This is a genomic window from Microbacterium enclense, assembly GCA_038182865.1.
GTDB lineage: Bacteria > Actinomycetota > Actinomycetes > Actinomycetales > Microbacteriaceae > Microbacterium > Microbacterium enclense_B.
In genome coordinates, this window is the sequence record CP116226.1 from 685,699 (window position 1) to 707,407 (window position 21,709).

The window sequence follows — 21,709 nt, forward strand, 5'->3', positions numbered from 1 at the left end:
AGCCCAAGCCCAAGCCCAAGCCCAAGCCCAAGCCCAAGCCTCAGCCTCAGCCTCAGCCTCAGCTACGCGAGGAAGCCTCGCAGCAGCGCCTCCGACCCGGCGAGGTGGTCGCGCATCGCCGCGTGGGCGGCATCCGGTCTCCCGGCGAGGATCGCCGACACGATCGCGGCGTGCTGCGACGTGGAGTGGTCGATGTTGCGCGGCAGCAGCGGAAAGGTGTCGAGCCAGGCATTGATGCGCGCGCGGTTCTCCGCCACGAGGGGCACGAGAGAGGGGATGCCGGCGACCTCCGCGATCGTGAGGTGCAGCAGCGTGTCGAGGCGGCGGTAGTCCGCTCCATCCGCCCGCGCCGCCGCCTCGTGCCGGGCCCAGAGCACGTCGCGTTCGTCCGCCGACAGCGACCGGCCCGCCGCCGCCCACGCGGCTCCGGGCTCGAGGACACCGCGCAGCGCGACGACGTCGTCGAGTTCGACGGCGTCGACCGCCGCGGGAGCGACGGCCCGCGGAACGGGGTCGACCACGAACGTCCCGCCGTAACGCCCGCGCCGTGTCTCGAGCCAGCCCGCGTCAGCGAGCTCGCGGATCGCCTCGCGCACCGTGTCGCGGCTCACGCCGTAGAGCGCGGCGAGCTCGCGCTCCGCCGGCAGCGACTCCCCCGGGGCGACGAGGCCGAGACGCACTGTCTGCACGATCCGCGCCGTGGTGTCTTCGAGCGCGTTCCCGCTGCGCACGGGCCGGTACACGGCCCGGCGCAGGTCGTCGAGAGGCGCGTCGGTCACCATCTCAGCCTGTCACGGCCCGCCGCCGCAGGGTCGCGCAACAGCGAAGGCCGCGGCACGAACGTCGCCGGCTCACAGCGGAGTGACGTACGCGTTCGTGATCCCGCCGTCGACGACGAAGGCCGTCGCGGTGATGAACGATGCGTCGTCGGATGCCAGGAAGGCCACGGCCGCAGCCATCTCCTCCGGCTCCGCGAACCGTCCCATCGGCACGTGCACGAGACGGCGCTGCGCGCGCTCGGGGTCTTTGGCGAACAGTTCCTGAAGGAGCGGGGTGTTCACCGGTCCCGGGCAGAGGGCGTTGACGCGGATGCCCTGCCGCGCGAACTGCACGCCGAGCTCGCGGGTCATCGCGAGCACGCCGCCCTTCGATGCGGTGTACGAGATCTGCGAGGTGGCCGAGCCCAGCAGCGCGACGAACGAGGCCGTGTTGATGATCGAGCCCCTGCCTGCGGGAACCATGTGCCGCAACGCTGCGCGCGAGCAGAGGTAGACGCTCTTGAGGTTGACGTCCTGCACCTTGTCCCACGCGGGCAGTTCGGTCGTCTCGATCGAGTCGTCGTCGGCGGGCGAGATCCCGGCGTTGTTGAAGGCGATGTCGACGCTGCCGAGGTCGGCGGCGACGCCGTCGAAGAGGGCGTCGACGGATGCCTCGTCGGCGACGTTCACCTGCCGGAAGACACCGTCGACGGAGGCCGCCGCGGCCGCTCCGGTGGTCTCGTCGAGATCTGCGATCACCACGCGGGCCCCCTCGGCGGCGAAGCGGCGGGCGGTGGCGAGACCGATGCCGCTGGCGCCTCCGGTGACGATGGCGACGCGGTCACGCAGACGCTGGGTGAGGTCGATGGTCATGAGCTGTGGTTCCTTCTACGTGTGCGGGTCGGGGTCAGGGCGGGGGTCACTCGGTGGCGTAGAACACGTTCTTCACCTCGGTGAAGTGCTCGGCGGCATCCGGGCCCAGTTCTCGACCGAGACCGGAGGCCTTCATGCCGCCGAACGGGGTGGCGTACCGCACCGACGAGTGCGAGTTCACTGACAGCACGCCGCTGCGCACCCCGCGGGAGACCCGGATGCCACGCCCCAAATTCTCCGTCCAGATCGAGCCCGCGAGACCGTATGCGGTGTCGTTGGCCAGGCGAATGGCATCCGCTTCGTCGTCGAACGGCATCACTGCGAGCACGGGGCCGAACACCTCGTCGCGCGCGATGCGGTCGCCCGGCTGCGCGATCACGACGGCGGGCGCGAACCAGAAGCCGTCGCCCTCGGGCGCCGAACCGCGGAACGCCACGTCGACACCATCGAGGAAGCCCCGCACGGTGGAGCGGTGGGATGCCGAGATCAGCGGCCCCATCTGGGTGTCCTCGCTCGTCGGGTCGCCGACTCTCCACGCGGCCACGGCGGGTTCGAGCAACTCGAGGAACCGGTCGAAGACGCTCCGCTGCACGAGGAGGCGGCTGCGGGCGCAGCAGTCCTGCCCCGCGTTGTCGAACACCGAGCCGGGCACCCCGGCGGCGGCCTTCTCGAGGTCGGCGTCGGCGAAGACGATGTTCGCGCTCTTGCCGCCGAGTTCGAGGGTCACGGGCTTGAGCATCCGCGCGCAGCCCGCGGCGACCTCGGTACCCACCTCGGTGGATCCGGTGAAGACGACCTTGTGCACGTCGGGGTGTGACACGAAGCGTTGCCCCACGACCGAGCCCGACCCCACGACCACGCGGAACAGCCCTTCGGGCAAGCCCGCCTCGAGGGCGAGCTCGCCGAGACGGATCGCCGTCAGCGGGGTGAGTTCCGCGGGCTTGAGCACGACGGCGTTACCCGCGGCGAGCGCGGGGGCGAAGCCCCACGCGGCGATCGTCATGGGGAAGTTCCACGGCACGATGATGCCGACCACGCCGTACGGCTCGTGATAGGTCACATCGAGACCGCCGGCAACGGGGATCTGCGAGCCGATCAGGCGTTCCGGAGCACCCGCGTAGTAATTCAGCACCTGGGCGACGTGCTGCGCCTCCCACCGTGCCGAGCCGATCGGGTGGCCCGAGTTCTTCACCTCGAGCTGGGCGAGCTCCTCGACGTGCCCCTCGACGACCCGCGCGAAGGCGCGCAGGGCGTCGGCCCGGGCGACGGGGGCGAGCGCTGCCCAGGAGCGCTGCGCGCGCACGGCGTCGGCGACGACGGCATCCACCTGATCGATCTCGGCACGCTCCAGCGTGGTGATGGGCGACCCGGTGGAGGGGTCGATGACGGTGAAGGTGCTCATGCGGGAACTCCCTGCTGCTCGGAGGAACGCGCCGCCCGGTAGCGCGCCGCGGCGGCGACCAGCCCGAGGAAGAGGCGTCGGTCCTCGGCGTTCTCCTCGGGATGCCACTGCACGGCGACGAGATAGTCGTCGCCGTCGGTTTCGACGGCCTGGACGAGTCCGTCGTCGGTGCGGGCGGTGACGGTCAGGCCCTCACCCACCCGGTCGACGCCCTGATGGTGGTAGCTGTGCACGGTGAGAGGACCGGCCCCGACGAGACCGGCGAGCCGGGTTCCGGCATCCACCTCCACCACGTTCTCGGCGAAGACGCCCCCGCCGATTCGGTAGCGCTCGGTGCCGAGGGCCTCGGGCAGGTGCTGGTGCAGAGTGCCGCCGAGGGCGACGTTGATCAGCTGCAGGCCTCGGCAGATGCCGAAGACCGGGATGCCGCGCTCCCGCGCCCCGGCGAGAAGGGCGAGTTCCCACGCGTCGCGGTCGGCGCGAGCAGGGTCGGTGAGCGGGTGCCGCTCGGCCCCATAGAGCTCGGGCTGCACGTCGAGGCCGCCCGTCAGGATGAGTCCGTCGAGGCCGTCGAGCACGGCCGCGGCGGCCTGCTCCGGACGCGGCTGCGGAGGCAGCAGCACGGCCGTGGCACCCGAGGCGGTGACGGAGTCGAAGTACTGCTGCGGCAGGAACGACGCTCGGACATCCCACACCCCCTGCTTCGCGCGCTCGAGGTACGTGGTGAGCCCCAGAACAGGGGTTCGGGTCGGATCAGAGGCGCTCGAAACCACGCACCCGCTCCCAATCGGTCACGGCGGCGTCGAAGGCCTCGACCTCGATGCGCGCCTGGTTGAGGTAGTGCTCGACGACGTCGTCGCCGAAGGCGGCGCGGGCGATCGTCGACTCGGAGAAGAGCCGCGCCGCCTCGCGCAGGGTCGTCGGCAGGGTGTCGACGCCCGAGGTGTAGGCGTTGCCCGTGAGCGGCGCCGGCAGCTCGAGTTCGTTCTCGATGCCGTGGAGACCGCCCGCGATGATCGCGGAGATCGCGAGGTAGGGGTTCACGTCTCCCCCGGGAACGCGGTTCTCGACCCGGAGGGAGGAGCCGCGACCGACCACGCGCAAAGCGCACGTGCGGTTGTCGACGCCCCAGGCGATGCCGGTCGGTGCGAAGGAGCCGAGGGCGAAACGCTTGTAGGAGTTGATCGTCGGGGCGTACAGCAGCGTGAACTCGCGGAGGGTCGCCAGGATGCCGGCGATCCAGTGCTCCATCAGCGGGCTGAAGCCGTGCTCGCCGTCGCCCGCCATGACGGCGGCGCCGTCGTCGCCCCGAACCGAGAGATGGATGTGGCAGCTGTTGCCCTCGCGCTCGTTGAACTTCGCCATGAAGGTCAGCGACTTGCCGTGCCGGTCGGCGATCTCTTTCGCGCCGTTCTTGTAGATCGTGTGGTTGTCGGCCGTCTCGAGAGCTTCGGCGTAACGGAACGCGATCTCCTGCTGGCCGAGATTGCACTCCCCCTTGACCCCCTCGCAGTACATGCCCGCCCCGTCCATGCCGAGGCGGATGTCGCGCAGCAGCGGCTCGAGCCGTGTCGTGGCCAGCAGGTTGTAGTCGACGTTGTAATCGGTCGAGGCGTGGAGCCCCGTATAGCCCTTGGCCCAGGCTTCTCGGAACGAGTCGTCGAAGACGATGAACTCCAGCTCGGTCCCCGCGTAGGCGGTCAGACCCCGTTCGGCGAGGCGCGCACGCTGCGCGTTCAGGATGCCACGCGGCGACTGCGCGACATGCGCGCGGTCTTCCCATGCGAGGTCGGCCACGACGAGCGCCGTGCCCGGCTGCCACGGGATGCGTCGGAGCGTCTCGAGGTCGGGGACGAGCAGCATGTCGCCGTACCCCGTGTCCCAGCTCGACATCGCGTAGCCGTCGACGGTGTTGAGGTCGACGTCGACCGAGAGCAGGTAGTTGCAGGCCTCGGCGCCGTGCGGCAGCACCTCGTCGCGCCAGAACCGTGCGGCGACGCGCTTGCCGACGAGGCGCCCCTGCGCGTCGGGGAACGCGACGACGACCGTGTCGATCTCGCCGCTGTCGATCGCGGCATCCAGTTCTGCGGTGGTGAGATTGCCCGCCATGGTCTCCCTCTCGCTCGCTCGTCGCCTTCCCGTGCGGAAGCCGTAACGAGGAACTTACACGCCAAAGGTAGACAGGTCGACCAATAGAAGGCCATGATTTCCCGCAAGGCGAGCCCGTCCGCCTGCCCTCATTCCTCTGGAGGTCCCATGTCCACCTCGAGCAGTTCCCGCAAAAAGGTCGCCGGCGCCACCTATACCGCGACGGATTCCACGTACTTCGAGAAACGCACGTTGAAACGCTCGGCCGGCGTCTGGGGCCTGTGGGGTCTCGCGGTCGCCGCGGTCATCTCGGGCGACTTCTCCGGGTGGAACTTCGGCATCGGCTTCGCCGGGTTCGGCGGCATGCTCATCGCCTTCGTGATCCTCGTGATCATGTACTACGGCCTCACCTTCTCGATCGGCGAGATGGCCGCCGCGATGCCGCACACGGGCGGCGCGTACTCGTTCGCCCGCTCGGCGATGGGCCCGTGGGGCGGCCTGGCCACGGGCCTCGCCGAGACGATCGAGTACGTCGCCACCACCGCCGTTGTCGTCTACTTCTCGGGCCAGTACGCCGACTCCGCCCTCGAACTTCTCACCGGCGTGAGCCTGCCGTCGTTCGTGTGGTGGATCATCCTCTACGCCCTGTTCATCGCGCTCAACGCGGCGGGGGCCAACATCTCGTTCGGTTTCGCCATCGTCGTGTCGATCATCTCGATCGGCATCATCGTGGTCTTCGGCATCATGGCGCTGGCCAGTGGGGCTTTCGATTGGGGGTCCCTCTGGAACCAGACGCCCGACCCGGGCCAGTCGGAGTTCCTGCCCTTCGGCGTCGGCTCGATCCTGCTCGCCCTCCCCTTCGCGATGTGGTTCTTCCTGGGTATCGAAGAGCTGCCGCTCGCGGCCGAAGAGTCGCACGATCCCGCGCGCGACATCCCGCGGGCCGGTCTCTGGGCCCGCGGCACGCTCATCGTCACGGGTCTGATCGTGCTCTTCCTGAACACCGGCGTCCTCGGCGCGGATGCGACCGGCACCTCGGTCGAACCGCTCCTCGACGGGTTCCGCGCCATCGTCGGCGATCAGGCGGCAGCTCTGCTGTCGCTGCTCGCGCTCATCGGCCTTCTGGCATCCCTGATGGGCATCATGTTCGCCTACGGCCGCAACATGTACTCGCTCTCGCGCGCCGGCTACTACCCGCGGTGGCTCTCGCTCACGGGCGCCCGCAAGACGCCGTGGGTCGCGCTGGTCTTCGGCGCGGTGCTCGGCTTCCTCTCGTTGGTCATCGTCCAGGCTGCTGGCGGAGACGCCAGCCCCGCGGGTGCCATCGTGCTGAACATCGCCGTCTGGGGTGCTGTGCTGGCGTACTTCCTGCAGATGGTCGCCTTCATCGTGCTCCGCAAGAAGTTCCCGAACGCCGTCCGCCCCTACAAGAGCCCGTGGGGTCTGTTCGGCGCCTACTCCGCGGCGATCATCGCCGCCGTGGTGTTCTTCGGTCTGCTGCTGAACTCCGCGTACCTGCTGGCGATCGTGGCCATCATCGTCGTCTACGCGGTCATCTTCATCGCCTTCGCCGTCTACGGCCGCCACCGCCTCGTGCTCTCCCCCGAGGAGGAGTACGCCCTTTCCGGCGGCCTGCACGGCGACCCGCAGAAGGAGGGGTACGACGCCATGGAGGGTGAGGTCTTCGGCGACACCCGCTCCTGAGAGACGGGGAGAGGGGCGGATGCCATGGCATCCGCCCCTCTCCCCGTGTTCGTATCAGCGGGTCACTGGAGGATGAACGACGCCGTCCCCGTGGACGGGATGCCGCCGATCGAGACGCTGAGGTGGTACGTCGCACCGCCGCCGGGGGCGAAGGGACGCTCACTGTCGCACGAACCGACGGAGGAACGCGTCCGATCCCACGTCAGGGGCGCGGAGCTGGTCACGGTCTGCCCCGCGGCGAGGGTGACCTCCATGTCGCTCGGCTCGGACTGGCAGTCCGTCGAGCGCCACCACACGTCGGAACCGCTCGTCACGGTGAACGACTGGGCACTGGTTCCCACGTTCATGGTGCAGGGGGTGGCGCCGCTGTTCGTGAGCCGGATCGACAGTTGCGGGTTCTCGCCCTGCCCATATTCGGCTTTGTCCGAGAGGGCTTCGACGGTGATGTCGGCGGGAGTGCACTCGGTCGGGCCGCTCGCCTCGCTCGGGGTCGGACTCGGCTCCGGCGAGGCGGCGGCCTCGGTGGGCGCCGCGTCCGACGGTGCGCTCGACGGCGCCGACGCAGAGGTGACGGGCGCGGGCGCGGTGTCGGAGGAGGGCGCGGTGCGCCAGGGCGGAGCCGCGACGAGCCACACGACGAGGCCGATCACGAGCAGCGCGAGGAGCGCGGCGGCAAGACGGCGACGACGGTAGACCGCCGGGGACTGCCTCCGCCTTCGGGGGGCATCGGTCATCGTTCCAGGGTATGCGGCGACGCTGTGCCCTCACCTCACGGCGCGCTCAGAGGCGCGCGCGGATGTGCGCACTCACAGGTGTTTGAGCATTCGCGTGTTGCCCAGGGTGTTGGGCTTCACGTGCGCGAGATCGAGGAACTCGGCGACACCCTCGTCGGGGCTGCGGACGAGCTGCGAGTAGACATCGGGGTCGACGACCTGCTCGCCGATCTCGGCGAAGCCACGTCGGGTGAAGAAATCGACCTCGAAGGTGAGGCAGAACAGGCGAGACACACCGAGCTCTCGCGCGCGCTGCTCGAGCGTCTCCACGATCGCACGGCCGACACCGTGGTGCAGCCAGTCGTCGTGCACGATGAGCGTGCGGATCTCGCCGAGGTCCTCCCACATCACGTGCAGGGCTCCGCAGCCGATGACGACGCCGTCGGCTTCCGCCACGACGAACTGCTGCACCGAGCCGTAGAGCACGACCAGGTCCTTGCCGAGCAGGATGCGCTTCTGCACGAACGGCTCGAGCAGGTCATGGATGCGTCGGACGTCGGCGGTTCCGGCGGGGCGGACGACGAACGGCGCGGAGGAGGTCACCGTCCCAGCGTACGACGAGGGCCCGGATGCCATGGCATCCGGGCCCTCGTGTGTGGAAGCGTCAGTTACCGGCGAGCGTGTCGGGGGTCGCGGCGATCTCGCCGGCCGTTCCGACACCGATCGCGACCTTCTCACCGCGCGGGGCGGTGTCGAAGGTGAACTGCCCGTTCTCGACGCCGACCTTCACGTGGTCGCCCGACTCGAGCTCCCCATGCAGGATCTTCTCGCTGAGGCGGTCCTCGACCTCACGCTGCATGGCACGGCGCAGGGGACGCGCACCGAGTGTCGGGTCGAACCCGATCTCGATCAGCTTGTCCTTCGCGTCGTCCGAAAGCTCCACCGTCATGTCACGGTCGAGCAGACGGTCGGCGAGGCGCTTGACGAACAGGCCGACGATCTGACGGAGTTCGTCCTTGTTCAGCTGCGGGAAGACGATGACGTCGTCGACGCGGTTGAGGAACTCGGGCTTGAAGTGGCGCTTGAGCTCTTCGTCGACCTTGCCCTTCATCCGCTCGTACGACGTCTGTGCGCTGCCCTCGACCTGGAAGCCCACGGGTCCACCGGCGATCGCCGACGAACCGAGGTTCGTCGTCATGATGATCACCGTGTTCTTGAAGTCGATGACGCGGCCCTGACCGTCGGTCAGGCGACCTTCTTCGAGGATCTGCAGCAGCGAGTTGAAGATGTCGGGGTGGGCCTTCTCGATCTCGTCGAAGAGCACGACCGAGAACGGCTTGCGGCGCACCTTCTCGGTGAGCTGGCCACCCTCTTCGAATCCGACGAATCCGGGAGGGGCACCGAACAGACGCGAGACGGTGTGCTTCTCACCGAACTCCGACATGTCGAGCGAGATCAGCGCGCCCTCGTCGTCGAAGAGGAACTCGGCGAGCGCCTTGGCCAGCTCGGTCTTTCCGACGCCCGTGGGGCCGGCGAAGATGAACGAGCCCGAGGGACGCTTGGGGTCTTTGAGGCCCGCGCGCTGACGACGGATCGTGCGCGACAGAGCCGCGATCGCCTCTTCCTGGCCGATGACCCGCTGGTGCAGGGCCTTCTCCATGAACATGAGGCGGCTGGACTCCTCCTCGGTGAGCTTGAACACCGGGATGCCGGTCGCCTGGGCGAGCACCTCGGCGATCAGACCCTCGTCGACCACCGCGTGGGAGGCGACATCACCCGAGCGCCACTGCTTCTCGAGGCGCAGACGCTCGGCGAGGAGGGACTTCTCCTCGTCGCGGAGCGACGCGGCCTTCTCGAAGTCCTGCTCCTCGGAGGCCTGCTCCTTCTGCTCGCGGACCTTGGCGATCTTCTCGTCGAACTCGCGCAGCTCCGGCGGCGACGACAGGATCGACAGGCGGAGGCGCGCGCCGGCCTCGTCGATCAGGTCGATGGCCTTGTCGGGCAGGAACCGGTCGCTGATGTAGCGGTCGGCGAGGTTCGCCGCGGCCACGATCGCGCCGTCGGTGATCTGCACCTTGTGGTGGGCCTCGTAGCGGTCGCGCAGGCCCTTCAGGATGTTGATCGCGTGGGGCAGGCTCGGCTCGGCCACCTGGATCGGCTGGAAGCGGCGCTCGAGCGCGGCATCCTTCTCGAAGTGCTTACGGTACTCATCCAGCGTGGTGGCGCCGATGGTCTGGAGCTCACCGCGGGCGAGGAGGGGCTTCAGGATCGACGCGGCGTCGATCGCGCCCTCGGCGGCACCGGCACCCACGAGGGTGTGGATCTCGTCGATGAAGACAATGATGTCGCCGCGCGTGCGGATCTCCTTGGTGACCTTCTTCAGGCGCTCCTCGAAGTCACCGCGGTACCGGGAACCGGCGATGAGCGAGCCGAGGTCGAGCGAGTAGACCTGCTTGTCCTTCAGCGTCTCGGGCACATCACCCTTGACGATGGCCTGGGCGAGACCCTCGACGACCGCCGTCTTTCCGACGCCGGGCTCACCGATGAGGACGGGGTTGTTCTTGGAGCGGCGCGACAGGATCTGCATGACGCGCTCGATCTCTTTCTCGCGCCCGATGACGGGGTCGAGCTTGTTGTCGCGCGCGGCCTGTGTGAGGTTGCGACCGAACTGGTCGAGCACGGCCGAGCCGCCCTGCGCGCCCGAGGACTGCTGCTCGCCGGCGCCGGTGGCGACACCCGCGGGCTCCTTGCCCTGGTAGCCCGAGAGCAGCTGGATGACCTGCTGGCGCACCTTGTTGAGGTCGGCGCCGAGCTTGACGAGCACCTGTGCGGCGACGCCCTCGCCCTCGCGGATCAGGCCGAGCAGGATGTGCTCGGTGCCGATGTAGTTGTGACCGAGCTGCAGGGCTTCGCGCAGCGACAGCTCGAGGACCTTCTTCGCCCGGGGCGTGAAGGGGATGTGGCCGGTCGGCTGCTGCTGCCCCTGGCCGATGATGTCCTGCACCTGCTCTCGCACGGCGTCGAGCGAGATGCCGAGCGACTCGAGCGCCTTGGCAGCGACACCCTCGCCCTCGTGGATCAGGCCGAGCAGGATGTGCTCCGTCCCGATGTAGTTGTGGTTGAGCATCTTCGCCTCTTCTTGGGCGAGGACGACCACACGACGGGCACGGTCGGTGAATCTCTCGAACATCTCTCAGTCCCTCCAGAAATGGGCTGACAGGCACGCCTCCGCGCGCCGTACATCGAGAGTAACCAGCGGCCGGATGCCACGGACCCGTGTTCGCCGTGGGCATACCGCCGGTGCGGTCACTCTTGCGGAACCTATCGATAGTCGTTACCGTATCGACAACCGATAACAACGATCATCGATAAGGAGCCGTCATGACCTCCCCCCGCCCGACCTCCCGGGTCCTCTCCCGTGGCGACACGACGTCGTTCTGGTTCTTCGCCGTGGCCGGCGTCGCGATCGCGATCTGGGCGGTCGTCCGCAGCATCGCGAACATCGCGGCGGCCTCGCCCAACCAGAACGTCCGCGTCCGCGCGCCGTTCCTCGACACGGTCGCGCAGGCGCCGATCGGCCCGAACGGCACCCCCGTCGCCGTCGAGCTCACGGAAGGCGTCATCACCGCACCCGCCCTGCCGCCGGCGTCGCTCTGGGCCCTCTTCATCGCGGAAGGCCTGTTCGCCGCCGTCGTCGTCACCGTGGTGGCCCTTCTGCTCCTCCTGACGGCGGACATCCTGCGCGGACGCATCTTCAGCCGCCGCAACACCGCCCTGGTCTCCGCGGCGGGCATCGTCACACTCGTGGGCGTCGCCGGTGTGCCGTTCTTCCACAACATGGTCGCGAACGGCGCGGTCGCGTGGCTCTCGGAGCGCACGTTCGACCGCGGCGCCGTCCAGCTGATCGATGTGCCGTCCCTCATCGGCATCGCCTTCGTCGCGGGACTCGCGGGCACGGTGTTCGCCGTGGGAGACCGCCTCCAGCGCGACACGGAAGGACTCGTGTGATGACGAGTCCGTCCTGGGTCTCCGCCCGCATGGAGCGCGGCACCGTGCTGCTGTTCGTCGCCGCCGGACTGGTGATGGGCTTCGCCTTGGCGCTCCCCGCGATCCGCGCGGCCGTCGACCTCGCCGGGGGCGAGGGAGCGATCAGCCTGCTCACCGACGCACAGGTGCCCCGATCCCCTTCGGCCGAAGGCGCGACGATCGTCTCCGCGAACTACGAATCGGCGCGCGTGGTCGCCTCCGGACTCAGCTCGCAGACGCGCCTCCTCCTCGTCCTCGGTGCCGCCTTCGGCGCTCTCACGACCCTTCTCACCGTCAGCGCTGTGGTTCTCTTCTTCCTCCTGCTGATGTGGCGACGCCCCTTCCATCGCGCGCTCATCCTCGCCACGCAGGTCGCGGGGTGCGCCCTGCTTCTGGGCGGCATGCTGTCCGCGGGGCTCGGAGGTCTCGGGCGCATGATGGCGGCCGACGAGCTCAACCCCTTCGCGGGCGACGTCTTCGTCATCGGATTCTCGTTCGACCCGGCATGGACGTTGGTCGGAGTGGGAGTGCTCGCCCTGTCGGTCGTGTTCACCTACGGCACGCGCCTGCAGCGCGACACGGAGGGTCTCGTATGAGTCCCGCCGCGGAAGACGGCCCCACCGGCATCCACTGCCGACTGGACGAACTCCTCGAGTCGCGGGGGATGACGCTCACCCGCCTGAGCGAGATCGTCGGCGTCTCGGTGGTGAACCTCTCGGTGCTGAAGAACGATCGCGCACGGGCGATCCGCTACTCGACCCTCTCGGCGATCTGCAGGGCCCTGGACTGCGAAGTCGGCGACCTGCTCGTCATCGAGCGCTGACCGCCGGAGAAGATCAGCGGGTCCCGAGAACCGGCACCGGTCCCTCGGCCGTGACGCCGCCGCCCGACAGGACGAGGCTCGTCACCTCGGGTCCGCCGATACCGGTGACGTCCGCGAGGCTCACCTGCGGCGCGATGTCGAGGGTGCACACCTGGTCGGCGGGCGGTGTCGCGAAGCCGACCGCGATGGCGCCGGCCTGCGCGGAGACCGTCTCGACGACGGGGACGCAACTCGAGCTCCCGAAGGTCAAGATCGCGACGAGAGAGTCGTTCACCCACCCGGCACTGGACGTGAAATCGGCGGGCGGCTCGGCGGTTGCGAGAGCGGACAGCGTCCCCGTTCCCGTCACCGCACCGGTCACGGAGATCTCCAGGGGCTGCGTCGAATCCGTGCCGGCCGGCAGGGGCACGTACGTCGCGCGGGGAGCCATGTCTCTCGTGCAGGTCACGCCGGCAGGGTCGACCAGCGTGACGGTGAGAACGCCCTCGGCGAGGGTCGGCTCGTCCGTGATGCGGGGCGCGCACGACGAGCTCCCGAGCGTGACGAGAGCGATCGAGCGGCCGCCGTTGAGCCAGGCGGCCTCGACCTCGGACGCGGCGGGCGTCGTGGCATCCGGATCCACCGTCGGTGCCGACGAGGTCGGGGCGGACGACGCGCCGGTTGCGCATCCGGTGGCGGCACCGATGACGATGAGACCGGCTCCGAGGAGCCCGAGGAGCGAGAGACGACGAGACATGAGACCTCCGGGGCGGCGAGTTGTCGTCGCCCTATCGTGACCGAGAATCCTGGATGCCACCGGCGAATACCGGAATCGGGCTACTGCAGCGCCGACGTCAGGCGGGCCAGGTTGTCGAGGATCGTCGAGCGCAGGGGCTGCCGGCGCCACTCCTCGATCGTCAGTTCACGGCTGAGCGTGCGGTAAACGTCTTCGACGGCGCGCATGTCGCGGACGAACTCTTCGCCGCGAACCAGCATCGACACCTCGAGGTTCAGACCGAACGAGCGCATGTCCATGTTGCTCGAGCCGATCACGGCGACCTCGTCGTCGATCGTGACGCTCTTGCTGTGCAGGATGAACGGTTTGCGATACATCCAGATCACGACACCCGCGCGCAGGAGCGCCTCGTAGTAGCTGCGCTGCGCGTGGTACACCATCGCCTGATCGCCCTCCTCGGAGACGAACAGCTCCACGTGCACCCCGCGCTGGCACGCGGTCGTGATCGCGAGCAGCAGCGCCTCGTCGGGGACGAAGTAGGGGCTGACGATGATGATGCGCTCGCGGGCCGCGAAGAGCAGGCCCAAGAACAGCTTGAGGTTGTTCTGGAAGTCGAACCCAGGCCCCGAGGGCACGATCTGGCAGTCGAGATCGCCCGGCCCGGTCGTGACGCTGAAGAGGTCGATCTCATCAGCGAGGGTCTCGTCGGTCTCGCTGTACCAGTCGGAGAGGAACACGGCGTTGATGCTCGCCACGACCGGTCCCTCGACCCGCACCATGAGGTCCACCCAGTGCAGCCCCCGGCGGATGTTCTTGCGGAGGTTGTAGGACGAGTCGGTGACGTTCTGCGACCCCATGTAGGCGACGTCTCCGTCGATCACGAGGAGCTTGCGGTGGTTGCGCAGATCGGGGCGCTGCCACCGGCCGCGCAGCGGCTGGACCGGCAGCATGAGGTGCCAGTGCGCCCCCATCGCGTCGAGGCGCCGCAGGGTCCGTCGGTAGAACGGCTTGCCCCGGTTGGCCCAGTGGTCCAGCAGAACGCGGACGACCACGCCGCGCTCGGCGGCCTCTTCGAGCGCGCGGAAGAAGTTGTCGGTCGAGTCGTCGGACTGGAGGATGTAGAACTCGACGTGCACGTAGCGCGTGGCCCGACGGATCGCGTCGGCCATGGCGTCCAGGCTCTGCTGGTAGTCGGCGATGAGCGTCGCCGCGTTGTCTCCCGCGATCGGCATGGCACCCAGATTGCGGTTGAGCTGCACGAGGGCGCGGAACCAGTGCGGGGCGTTGGGTCGCAGCGTGCCGAACTCGAGCGATGCGCTCGTGTCGTGGATGTACTCGTTGATCGCGGCCTGCTTGCGACGGCGTTTGCGCGGCAGACGCGGGTTGCCGATGAGCAGGAACAGGAACACGCCCACGAAGGGGATGAAGTAGATCGCGAGCAGCCACGCCATCGCCGCGGTGGGGCGGCGGTTGCGCGGGACGATGATGATCGCCGCGACGCGCACGACAAGGTCGATGACGAAGAGTGCGATGACGAGCCAGCTCGCTTCGAACGTGGCGTCGATCACGTATCCTCCTGGGCGGGTTGTCCCCTCAGCGTAGTGACTACCCCCGACACGCGACGGGAACGCGGTCAGCCGACGGCGCTGTCACCGGTCGTGGGAGGAAGACCGCGCTTCGCGCGCTCCTGCGCCTCGATGCGCGCGTACGCCTTGCGCTCCGTGCGGTCCATGCGGATCGCACCGCGCAGGATGAGGAAGAACGTCACTGACACGACGATGGTCGGCAGAATCGCCCACAGCACCGGCAGCCAGGAACTCTCCATCCCTCGAGGATACCCGCCCTGCCGCCGCGCACGGCCAGGGCACTCCTGCTGCACAGCGGGGAAGATGTTCGATCTCTCCCCATTTCGCTCTCCCCGGCCCCTGCCCGCGGGACGATTCCGCGACGCTCGTCGCCATGTCCACGACCATCCGCGTCTCTTCTCCCCTCGCCCTCCTGGCCCTCGTACCGCGTCTGCTCGAATGCGCCCCGAGACGCAGTCTCGTCCTGATCCCTTTCGCGAACTCCCGCTCGCTCGCCGCGCTGCGGGTCGACCTCCCCTCTGACGACAACCCCGACCTCGACAGCATCGCGTCCACCCTGATCGGCATGGCCTGCAAGGTGCCGATGACGGATGCCGTGACCGCGGTCCTCTACACCGACGACGCCGTGCGAGACGACGACGCCCTGCCCCATCGGGCCCTGGCCGACGCGATCCTCTCTCGCGCGCACATCTGTGGACTGCACGTGATCGACGCCCTCGTCGTGGGCGCCGACGGGTGGGCGAGCTACCTCGATGCCGCGGTCGGGGGCGCGCACCTGCGCGACGAGATCACCGCCGCGGGGCCGGATCTGCCCGACGCCTCCCCCGAGCACGATCACCTCGCCGCAGCGGCACTGCCCGCCGTCAGCCTCGCCGACAAAGAACGCGTCGGACGCGCGCTCGAAGACGCCGATCGCCTTCTGGGCGTCCCCTCGGAACAGGACGGCCTGAGCGTGGCGCGACGGCGCACCGCCGAGGCCCTCCTCGACGACCTCATCGACCCACCCGCCCTCTTCGAGGCGGCACTGGAGCCGTTGACCGGCCCCCACGGACGACGGCGGCTCGCGGCTCTCGCTTTCGCGCTCGACCGGCCGCTGCTCCGCGATGTCGCCCTCATGCAGTGGGTCGGCGACATCGCGGCCGGGGACGCCGCGTTCCACGCGCAGACGCACTTTCCCGATGGCCAGGGGTATCCCGAAGACGTTGCCCGCCCCATGCGGGGAGAGGGGGCTCGCCCGGATCCCGACCGCCTCCTCCTGGCGCTGGATCGCTGCCGCCAGGTCGCCGCGACCGTACCGCGCGACCATCGTCCGGGCGCTCTCGCCGCGTGCGCGTGGCTCGCGTGGGCGTCCGGCCGCTCGAGCCACGCAGCGTTCTACGCCGAGACCGCCCTGGCGATCGAGCCCGAGCACGGACTCGCGGGCATCGTCCTCACGCTCGCCGGCCACGGGCGGCTTCCCGAGTGGCTGTTCGAGCGGAAGCCGCACTGAGGAGCGCGGTGCTACTTCACGAGGGGGAAGAGGATGGTCTCACGGATGCCGAGGCCGGTGATCGCCATGAGCAGGCGGTCGATACCCATGCCCATTCCACCGGTGGGAGGCATGCCGTGCTCGAGGGCGCGCAAGAACTCCTCGTCGATCGACATCGCCTCGACGTCGCCGCGAGCAGCGAGCGTCGCCTGTTCGACGAAGCGCTCACGCTGGATGACGGGGTCGACGAGCTCGGAGTAGCCCGTCGCCAGCTCGAAGCCACGCACGTAGAGGTCCCACTTCTCCACGACGCCGGGGATCGAGCGGTGCTCGCGCACCAGCGGGCTGGTGTCGACGGGGAAGTCCATGACGAAGGTCGGACGCGTGAGGCCACCCTTGACGAAGTGCTCCCACAGCTCCTCGACCCACTTGCCATGGGTCTCATGGGCCGGGGCCTCCACTCCGGCCTCCGCGCCGAGCGCGCGGAGCTCCTCGAGCGAGGTCTGCGGGGTGATCGACCGACCCGAGGTCTCCGACAGCGAGTCGTACATCGAGACGCGATCCCAGTCGCCCCCGAGGTCGTACTCGGTGCCGTCGGCCCAGGTCACGGTGGTCGACCCAGCGACCGCCACCGCGGCGTTCTGGATGAGCGTCTGCGTCAGATCGGCGATGCCGTTGTAGTCGGTGTAGGCCTGGTAGGCCTCGAGCATCGCGAACTCGGGGCTGTGCGTCGAGTCGGCGCCCTCGTTGCGGAAGTTGCGGTTGATCTCGTACACACGGTCGATGCCGCCGACCACCGCACGCTTGAGGTACAGCTCGGGCGCGATGCGCAGGAACAGCTCGGCGTCGAAGGCGTTGGAGTGGGTCACGAACGGGCGGGCGCTGGCGCCGCCGTGCTGCACCTGCAGCATGGGCGTCTCGACCTCGACGAAGTCGCGCTCGGTGAAGGTGGCTCGAAGGCTCGCGTTCACCTTGGCGCGCGCGAGCACCGTCTCACGGGCACGGTCGCGCACGATGAGATCGAGGAAGCGGCTGCGCACGCGGCTCTCTTCGCTGAGCTCGCTGTGCAGGTTGGGCAGCGGCAGCACAGCCTTCGCGGCGATCCGCCACTGCGAGACCATGATCGACAGCTCACCGCGGCGGCTCGAGATGACCTCACCCGAGACGAACACGTGGTCGCCCAGGTCGACGAGTTCCTTCCACGCCTGCAGGGACTCTTCGCCGACCGCGGCGAGCGACACCATCGCCTGGATGCGGCTGCCGTCGCCCGCCTGCAGCGACGCGAAGCAGAGCTTGCCCGTGTTGCGGCTGAACACCACACGGCCGGCGACGCCCGCGGTCACACCGGTCTCCGCTCCGGCCTCCAGGTCGCCGAAACGCTCGCGCAGCGCGGGGATCGTGTCGGTCACGGGCACGACCACGGGATACGGTCCGCCTGCGGCATCGGTGCGTTCGGCCAGGAGCCGTTCGCGCTTGCCGAGGCGAACGGCCTTCTGCTCGAAGACGTCGTCTTCGGTGGGCTCGGCGGCGTCGTTCGCGGGCGCGTCGGTCATCGTGAAGGCTCCTCGGGGTCTGTCCCAGTCTATTCGGCGGGCGCGCGGTGCCCGTGGCCCGCGGCCCGAGCGCGACACCGCCCTCGTGCCGGCTTCGGGGCGGGGACGATCGCGCGCGCGCCACACCGTCCGCGTGCGGGACACGAGAAGACGTGTCGTTCCCGCCCCCGAGTTCCGCGGGGCCGTGACCGGCGTCCCTCAGCGCAGCGAGATCTCCGCGTTGTCGATGAAGCGGTGTCCACCGACGGTGGCCGCGATCAAGGCCAGTGCGCGGCCGCGGTGGCCCTCCTCCACCGGGAGGAAGGTCGCCGGGTCGACGACGGTGAGGTACTCCAGAGCGATGCGCTGCTCCCCCATGAGCGACGACTGGGCCGCCGCGATGCAGGCGTCGACACCGAGATCGGCGTTGGATGCCGCGGCCTCGAGCGCCTGCGGAAGCTTCGCCGCGGCACGGCGGTCGGCATCGTCGAGGAGCGCCACTCGGCTCGAGATCGGCAGGCCGTCGTCGGCGCGCACGGTGGGCACCGTGATCGCGTCGATCGAGAAATCGAGATCACGGATCATGCGCTGGACGAGGAACACGCGCTGCAGGTCACGTTCGCCATAGACCGCCACGTCCGGGCGAACGAGGTGGAAGAGCTTCGCCTCGACGGTCAGCACGCCGTCGAAGTAGAACGGGCGGGTGCGCCCCTCGTATCGGAATCCGAGGTCGCCCGCGGCCACACGCGTCGTCGCGGTTCCCGCGGGCAGGAACTCCGCGGCCGTCGGAGCCAAGACGATGTCGACTCCCAGGTCGGCGAGCAGATCGGCATCCGCCTCCGGCGACCGCGGGTAGGCCGCGGTCTCCTCGGCGGTGCGGAAACGCAGCGGATTGACGAAGGTCGACACGACGACGACGTCGGCGTTCCGGCGTGCCTCGCGGATGAGGTCGGTGTGTCCCTCGTGCAGGGCACCGAGTGTGGAGACGAGAGCGACACGGGCCGCACGTTCGGAGGGTTCGGCGCTGCGGACACTCGCCAGGCGAGAGCGCAGATCGTCGATGGTGCGGATCATCCGTTGATCGTATCGTTCGCGCTCAGCCCGTCCCCGCCGCTCCCCGCGCCGGCGGCGAGCGCCTGGTCGACGCTGGATCGCACGAGCGCGGAGAGATACGCACCGGTGTTCTGGACTCCGACCTTCGACAACAGCGCCGCGGACTGCTGCACGATCGAGCGTGAGAACTCCGTCGCCGTCGCGATGGCCTCGGCATACACGCCGCGGTCGGCTTCCGCGACGACCACCGGTTCGCACCCGAGTTCGACGGCGAGCGCCTGGGCGATCGGGAGGACGGGTGCGGGTGCGGTGACCGCCGCGTACCCCTGGGCGAGCTGGTGCAGGTCGAGGGAAGACGCTCCGGTGAACGTGATCGCCGGATGGATGGCCAGCGGAATCGCTCCTCGCGCGACGGCGGGCGCGAGAACTCCCGCTCCGTACGCCGGGTCGGTGTGCAGCACGAGCTGTCCCGGCTGCCACGCCCCGAGGTCGGCGAGGCCGGCCACGAGCCCCGGCAACTGGTCGTGGGGAACGGCGACGACGACGAGCTCGCTTCGCCGGACGACTTCCTCGGGAGAGAGTACCGGCAGCCCCGGAAGGATGGCCTCGACGCGGTCGTCGTCCGATCCGGACGTGATCCCCGTCAGCGCGTGCCCGGCGCCTGCCAGAGCCGCGCCGATCACGGGACCGACGCGTCCCGCGCCGATGATTCCGACGCCGAGGCGCCCGTCACGTGTTCCGCTCATCCCGCCCACCTGTGTGTCCTGTCCTGCGCCGCGGCCTCGACGGTCGCTCGCGCGGTGTTCTCCATCAGCGCCAGGGCGTCGTCCCGATCGAGGACTCCCACCGAGGTCTGCACCGTCCCCGCGATCACGTGCGCCGCTAGTCGCGCGGTGCGGGTCGCGCGGGCCAGAGGGCCCTGGTGCAGCCCGATCGACTGCAGTCGCGCCAGCGGAAGCACCGAGAGAGAGCGCCAGAGCCATCCCCGGCGCAGGAACAGCGCGTCCGCGGTCAGCAGCGCGCCGTTGCGCCGCCACGACAGGGGCCGGAGCACCCGAGCGCGACGCGGCGTCGTGACATAGGGGTCGCCCTCGACCGGACCCAGGATGCCGTCGCGGAACACGAAGCTCCACTCGTCGGAGGGGAGGGCGGGTGCGAGGATGCGAAGCACCCTCTCCACGTCGTCGCGCGTGCCCACCGGCAACACGGCCGCGAACTGATCGGTGCTGGAGTCGGTCGCCGATCGGCCCGACAGACGGTTTACCGACACGGCCCACCAGCCGAAGGGGCGCCACATCAGTGGCTGGCGCACCTCGATCGCGTGTACGCGCCCCGGCGGCACCACCTCGCTGATCGTCGTGAAGAGCCCGAACGTCAGGCGGACGCCGTCGGGCGTCGGCGCGATCGAGTAGCGCAGGCCCCGCGCCACCGAGCGCACGTAGTACGCCCCGTACGCCAGGAACGTGGGAACCACGGTGAACAGCAGCCAGACCGTCGAGATCGACGCGGCGACCACGATCGCCGCCACCAGGCCGAGCAGCCACAGCGTCGACCCGCTGAGGACACGTGAGGCCACCAGCCGACCCAGCGGGATGCGGACGATGCTCTCCGGCTCGGCGTCGGAGAAATCCTCGCCATCGACCAGCCCCTGCACTCCCGCCCCCACGGCGTCCGCCGTCGCGCGAACGAAGGAGCCCGCGGCTGCCGCGCGCGGCCCCGCCTCGGCGAGACGACGCCCGGAGGCCAGCCTCAGAATGTCGCTGCGGAGGGCGTCCGCGTCCTTCGCGGAGAGGTACTCGAGCTTGACGTTGGCATCCAGTCCCGCCCCCACCACCTCGAGTTGCGCCAGCCCGAGCAGGCGGGCGAGCATCGGCCGGGTCAGGTTGACCCCCTGCACGCGGTCGAGGGGAGCGCGTCGATGGGTCCGGAAGAGAACCCCCGACCGCACTTCCACGTCGTCGCCGATGCGCAGCGTGTGGAACCTCCACGACAGGCGGAAGGCTCCGAGCAAGATCAGGAGGACGACCACGGCAGCACCGGCTGCGATGAGCAGGAGGTTGTTCGCGAAGAGGAAGTCGACCGGGTCCGGCGGCACGACTCCGGGAGGCAGGTCGGTGAATATCGGTAGGAAGATCTCGAACAGCCGCTCACGGAGATTCGCGACGATCACGCCGATCAGGACGAGCAGGAACAGCCCTCCGCGAAGGAGCGGCGTCAGCGGGTGCAGGCGATGCCACTCGCCGTCGCTCATCGGCGAGCGGGTGGCGACGCGACCCGGCGGCACTGCGGGCGGCACCGCGGGCGGCGGCGTGGGATCGGTCACAGTCCCGTCCGGCGGGTCTCGGCGACGGCGATCAGGGTGTCGCGCAGCTGCTCGGCGGCGGCCTGCGTGAGGCCGGGGATCGTGACCCCGGTCGACGCCGCCGCGGTGACGAGCTTGAGCTGCGCGATACCGAAGCCGCGGTCGAGGGGGCCGTGCGTGATGTCGACGAGCTGCATGCGTCCGTACGGCACGGCGACCACACGCTGCCAGAGGATGCCGCGGCGGAAGACGAGGTCGTCGCGCCGGAGCTGGTAGCCGAACGACCGCGCCTGGCGCGGAGTGATGAGCAGTCCCACTCCGGTGATCACGAGCAGGATTCCGGCCGGGATCCAGGGCCACGGCACGTGGAGGACGGACTGCAGGACGATGGCGATCGCGAGGACGATCACGAAGACGGCCCCCTGCGAGATCAGCTGCACCCCGACATAGGCGCGAGCCAGTTGATGCCACGTCCCGTCGCCGAGCGGGAGGCGACCCGCCGCGCGGGGTTCGAGGATCCTGCTGTACGTGTCGACGTCGAGCACCTCCGGCGACGACTCCCGCTGCCCATCGTCGCCGCGCATCTCGGCCTCGCGAGCGTCCTCGCCGCGAGCCGGCGCCTGGAAAGCATCGCCGCCATGCACCTCCGCATCAGGAACAACAACC

General features: G+C 69.4%; 21 protein-coding genes. 5 read left to right on the plus strand and 16 right to left on the minus strand.

The annotated features are described in order from the left end of the window. Positions 1-62 precede the first annotated feature (62 nt). The 5 genes from PIR02_03200 to PIR02_03220 form a co-directional block, all read right to left on the minus strand. Positions 63-779: a GntR family transcriptional regulator gene (locus PIR02_03200; protein ID WZH37677.1), complete on the minus strand. Its 717-nt coding sequence runs from the start codon at positions 777-779 to the stop codon at positions 63-65. Between the two features lie 72 nt (positions 780-851). Next, entirely contained in the window at positions 852-1,631 is a 780-nt protein-coding gene (locus tag PIR02_03205) for a 3-oxoacyl-ACP reductase (protein ID WZH37678.1), read from the minus strand. Positions 1,632-1,677: 46 nt separating this feature from the next. Continuing rightward, positions 1,678-3,033, minus strand: a complete 1,356-nt coding sequence (locus tag PIR02_03210; GenBank protein WZH37679.1) for an aldehyde dehydrogenase family protein — start codon at positions 3,031-3,033, stop codon at positions 1,678-1,680. Further along, positions 3,030-3,806, minus strand: coding sequence for a gamma-glutamyl-gamma-aminobutyrate hydrolase family protein (locus PIR02_03215; GenBank protein ID WZH37680.1), 777 nt, complete (start codon positions 3,804-3,806; stop codon positions 3,030-3,032). The genes PIR02_03210 and PIR02_03215 overlap by 4 nt, the downstream gene beginning before the upstream one ends. Beyond that, positions 3,787-5,142: a glutamine synthetase family protein gene (locus PIR02_03220; GenBank protein ID WZH37681.1), complete on the minus strand. Its 1,356-nt coding sequence runs from the start codon at positions 5,140-5,142 to the stop codon at positions 3,787-3,789. Before PIR02_03220 ends, PIR02_03215 begins: the two co-directional genes overlap by 20 nt. Positions 5,143-5,289: 147 nt before the next feature. Here PIR02_03220 and PIR02_03225 point away from each other — a divergent pair, with 147 nt between their 5' ends. Next, entirely contained in the window at positions 5,290-6,825 is a 1,536-nt protein-coding gene (locus tag PIR02_03225) for an amino acid permease (protein WZH37682.1), read from the plus strand. Positions 6,826-6,887: 62 nt separating this feature from the next. Here PIR02_03225 and PIR02_03230 read toward each other — a convergent pair whose 3' ends face one another. From PIR02_03230 to PIR02_03240, 3 genes are all read right to left on the minus strand, one after another. Continuing rightward, positions 6,888-7,559 (minus strand): hypothetical protein, encoded by a 672-nt coding sequence (locus PIR02_03230; GenBank protein ID WZH37683.1) that lies wholly within the window; start codon positions 7,557-7,559, stop codon positions 6,888-6,890. Positions 7,560-7,631: 72 nt separating this feature from the next. Then, complete coding sequence (locus tag PIR02_03235) at positions 7,632-8,141, minus strand: amino-acid N-acetyltransferase (GenBank protein ID WZH37684.1); 510 nt, start codon at positions 8,139-8,141, stop codon at positions 7,632-7,634. Positions 8,142-8,202: 61 nt separating this feature from the next. Next, entirely contained in the window at positions 8,203-10,728 is a 2,526-nt protein-coding gene (locus PIR02_03240) for an ATP-dependent Clp protease ATP-binding subunit (protein WZH37685.1), read from the minus strand. A 191-nt stretch (positions 10,729-10,919) separates the two neighbouring features. Here PIR02_03240 and PIR02_03245 point away from each other — a divergent pair, with 191 nt between their 5' ends. From PIR02_03245 to PIR02_03255, 3 genes are read left to right on the plus strand one after another with little or no spacing between them, the layout of a single operon-like run. Next, positions 10,920-11,546: a hypothetical protein gene (locus PIR02_03245; GenBank protein ID WZH37686.1), complete on the plus strand. Its 627-nt coding sequence runs from the start codon at positions 10,920-10,922 to the stop codon at positions 11,544-11,546. Further along, positions 11,546-12,160: a hypothetical protein gene (locus tag PIR02_03250; protein WZH37687.1), complete on the plus strand. Its 615-nt coding sequence runs from the start codon at positions 11,546-11,548 to the stop codon at positions 12,158-12,160. The genes PIR02_03245 and PIR02_03250 overlap by 1 nt, the downstream gene beginning before the upstream one ends. Next, positions 12,157-12,387 carry a helix-turn-helix domain-containing protein gene (locus tag PIR02_03255; protein WZH37688.1) on the plus strand — a complete coding sequence of 77 codons (231 nt, stop codon included), beginning with the start codon at positions 12,157-12,159 and terminating at the stop codon, positions 12,385-12,387. Before PIR02_03250 ends, PIR02_03255 begins: the two co-directional genes overlap by 4 nt. Positions 12,388-12,400: 13 nt before the next feature. On the opposite strand, the gene PIR02_03260 is transcribed toward PIR02_03255, so the two are convergent. From PIR02_03260 to PIR02_03270, 3 genes are all read right to left on the minus strand, one after another. Continuing rightward, the gene (locus PIR02_03260; protein ID WZH37689.1) at positions 12,401-13,123 is read right to left on the minus strand and encodes a hypothetical protein; all 723 of its coding nucleotides are present in this window, start codon (positions 13,121-13,123) and stop codon (positions 12,401-12,403) included. A gap of 80 nt (positions 13,124-13,203) precedes the next feature. Further along, positions 13,204-14,670, minus strand: coding sequence for a cardiolipin synthase (cls, locus tag PIR02_03265; GenBank protein WZH37690.1), 1,467 nt, complete (start codon positions 14,668-14,670; stop codon positions 13,204-13,206). A 65-nt stretch (positions 14,671-14,735) separates the two neighbouring features. After that, entirely contained in the window at positions 14,736-14,927 is a 192-nt protein-coding gene (locus tag PIR02_03270) for a hypothetical protein (protein ID WZH37691.1), read from the minus strand. A gap of 134 nt (positions 14,928-15,061) precedes the next feature. On the opposite strand from PIR02_03270, the gene PIR02_03275 reads away from it, so the two are divergent. Next, on the plus strand, positions 15,062-16,177 hold the full coding sequence (locus PIR02_03275; GenBank protein WZH37692.1) for a DUF4192 family protein: 1,116 nt from the start codon (positions 15,062-15,064) through the stop codon (positions 16,175-16,177). An 11-nt stretch (positions 16,178-16,188) separates the two neighbouring features. Here PIR02_03275 and lysS read toward each other — a convergent pair whose 3' ends face one another. From lysS to PIR02_03300, 5 genes are all read right to left on the minus strand, one after another. Next, on the minus strand, positions 16,189-17,709 hold the full coding sequence (gene lysS, locus PIR02_03280; GenBank protein WZH37693.1) for a lysine--tRNA ligase: 1,521 nt from the start codon (positions 17,707-17,709) through the stop codon (positions 16,189-16,191). 198 nt (positions 17,710-17,907) lie between these two features. Next, positions 17,908-18,762 carry a pantoate--beta-alanine ligase gene (gene panC, locus PIR02_03285; GenBank protein ID WZH37694.1) on the minus strand — a complete coding sequence of 285 codons (855 nt, stop codon included), beginning with the start codon at positions 18,760-18,762 and terminating at the stop codon, positions 17,908-17,910. After that, positions 18,759-19,487, minus strand: coding sequence for a DUF2520 domain-containing protein (locus PIR02_03290; protein ID WZH37695.1), 729 nt, complete (start codon positions 19,485-19,487; stop codon positions 18,759-18,761). The genes panC and PIR02_03290 overlap by 4 nt, the downstream gene beginning before the upstream one ends. Beyond that, positions 19,484-21,064, minus strand: coding sequence for a PH domain-containing protein (locus tag PIR02_03295; protein WZH37696.1), 1,581 nt, complete (start codon positions 21,062-21,064; stop codon positions 19,484-19,486). Before PIR02_03295 ends, PIR02_03290 begins: the two co-directional genes overlap by 4 nt. Then, positions 21,061-21,627, minus strand: coding sequence for a PH domain-containing protein (locus PIR02_03300; protein WZH39074.1), 567 nt, complete (start codon positions 21,625-21,627; stop codon positions 21,061-21,063). Before PIR02_03300 ends, PIR02_03295 begins: the two co-directional genes overlap by 4 nt. Between the last annotated feature and the right edge of the window lie 82 nt (positions 21,628-21,709).

Coding starts and splice junctions, on each gene's coding strand:
- PIR02_03245 (WZH37686.1), top strand. CDS start 10,920: ATGACCTCCCCCCGCCCGACCTCCCGGGTCCTCTCCCGTGGCGACACG.
- PIR02_03210 (WZH37679.1), bottom strand. CDS start 3,033: ATGAGCACCTTCACCGTCATCGACCCCTCCACCGGGTCGCCCATCACC.
- PIR02_03255 (WZH37688.1), top strand. CDS start 12,157: ATGAGTCCCGCCGCGGAAGACGGCCCCACCGGCATCCACTGCCGACTG.
- PIR02_03270 (WZH37691.1), bottom strand. CDS start 14,927: ATGGAGAGTTCCTGGCTGCCGGTGCTGTGGGCGATTCTGCCGACCATC.
- PIR02_03225 (WZH37682.1), top strand. CDS start 5,290: ATGTCCACCTCGAGCAGTTCCCGCAAAAAGGTCGCCGGCGCCACCTAT.
- PIR02_03300 (WZH39074.1), bottom strand. CDS start 21,627: ATGCGCGGCGACGATGGGCAGCGGGAGTCGTCGCCGGAGGTGCTCGAC.
- panC (WZH37694.1), bottom strand. CDS start 18,762: ATGATCCGCACCATCGACGATCTGCGCTCTCGCCTGGCGAGTGTCCGC.
- PIR02_03240 (WZH37685.1), bottom strand. CDS start 10,728: ATGTTCGAGAGATTCACCGACCGTGCCCGTCGTGTGGTCGTCCTCGCC.
- PIR02_03275 (WZH37692.1), top strand. CDS start 15,062: ATGTCCACGACCATCCGCGTCTCTTCTCCCCTCGCCCTCCTGGCCCTC.
- PIR02_03290 (WZH37695.1), bottom strand. CDS start 19,487: ATGAGCGGAACACGTGACGGGCGCCTCGGCGTCGGAATCATCGGCGCG.
- PIR02_03220 (WZH37681.1), bottom strand. CDS start 5,142: ATGGCGGGCAATCTCACCACCGCAGAACTGGATGCCGCGATCGACAGC.
- PIR02_03260 (WZH37689.1), bottom strand. CDS start 13,123: ATGTCTCGTCGTCTCTCGCTCCTCGGGCTCCTCGGAGCCGGTCTCATC.
- PIR02_03230 (WZH37683.1), bottom strand. CDS start 7,559: ATGACCGATGCCCCCCGAAGGCGGAGGCAGTCCCCGGCGGTCTACCGT.
- lysS (WZH37693.1), bottom strand. CDS start 17,709: ATGACCGACGCGCCCGCGAACGACGCCGCCGAGCCCACCGAAGACGAC.
- PIR02_03205 (WZH37678.1), bottom strand. CDS start 1,631: ATGACCATCGACCTCACCCAGCGTCTGCGTGACCGCGTCGCCATCGTC.
- PIR02_03250 (WZH37687.1), top strand. CDS start 11,546: ATGACGAGTCCGTCCTGGGTCTCCGCCCGCATGGAGCGCGGCACCGTG.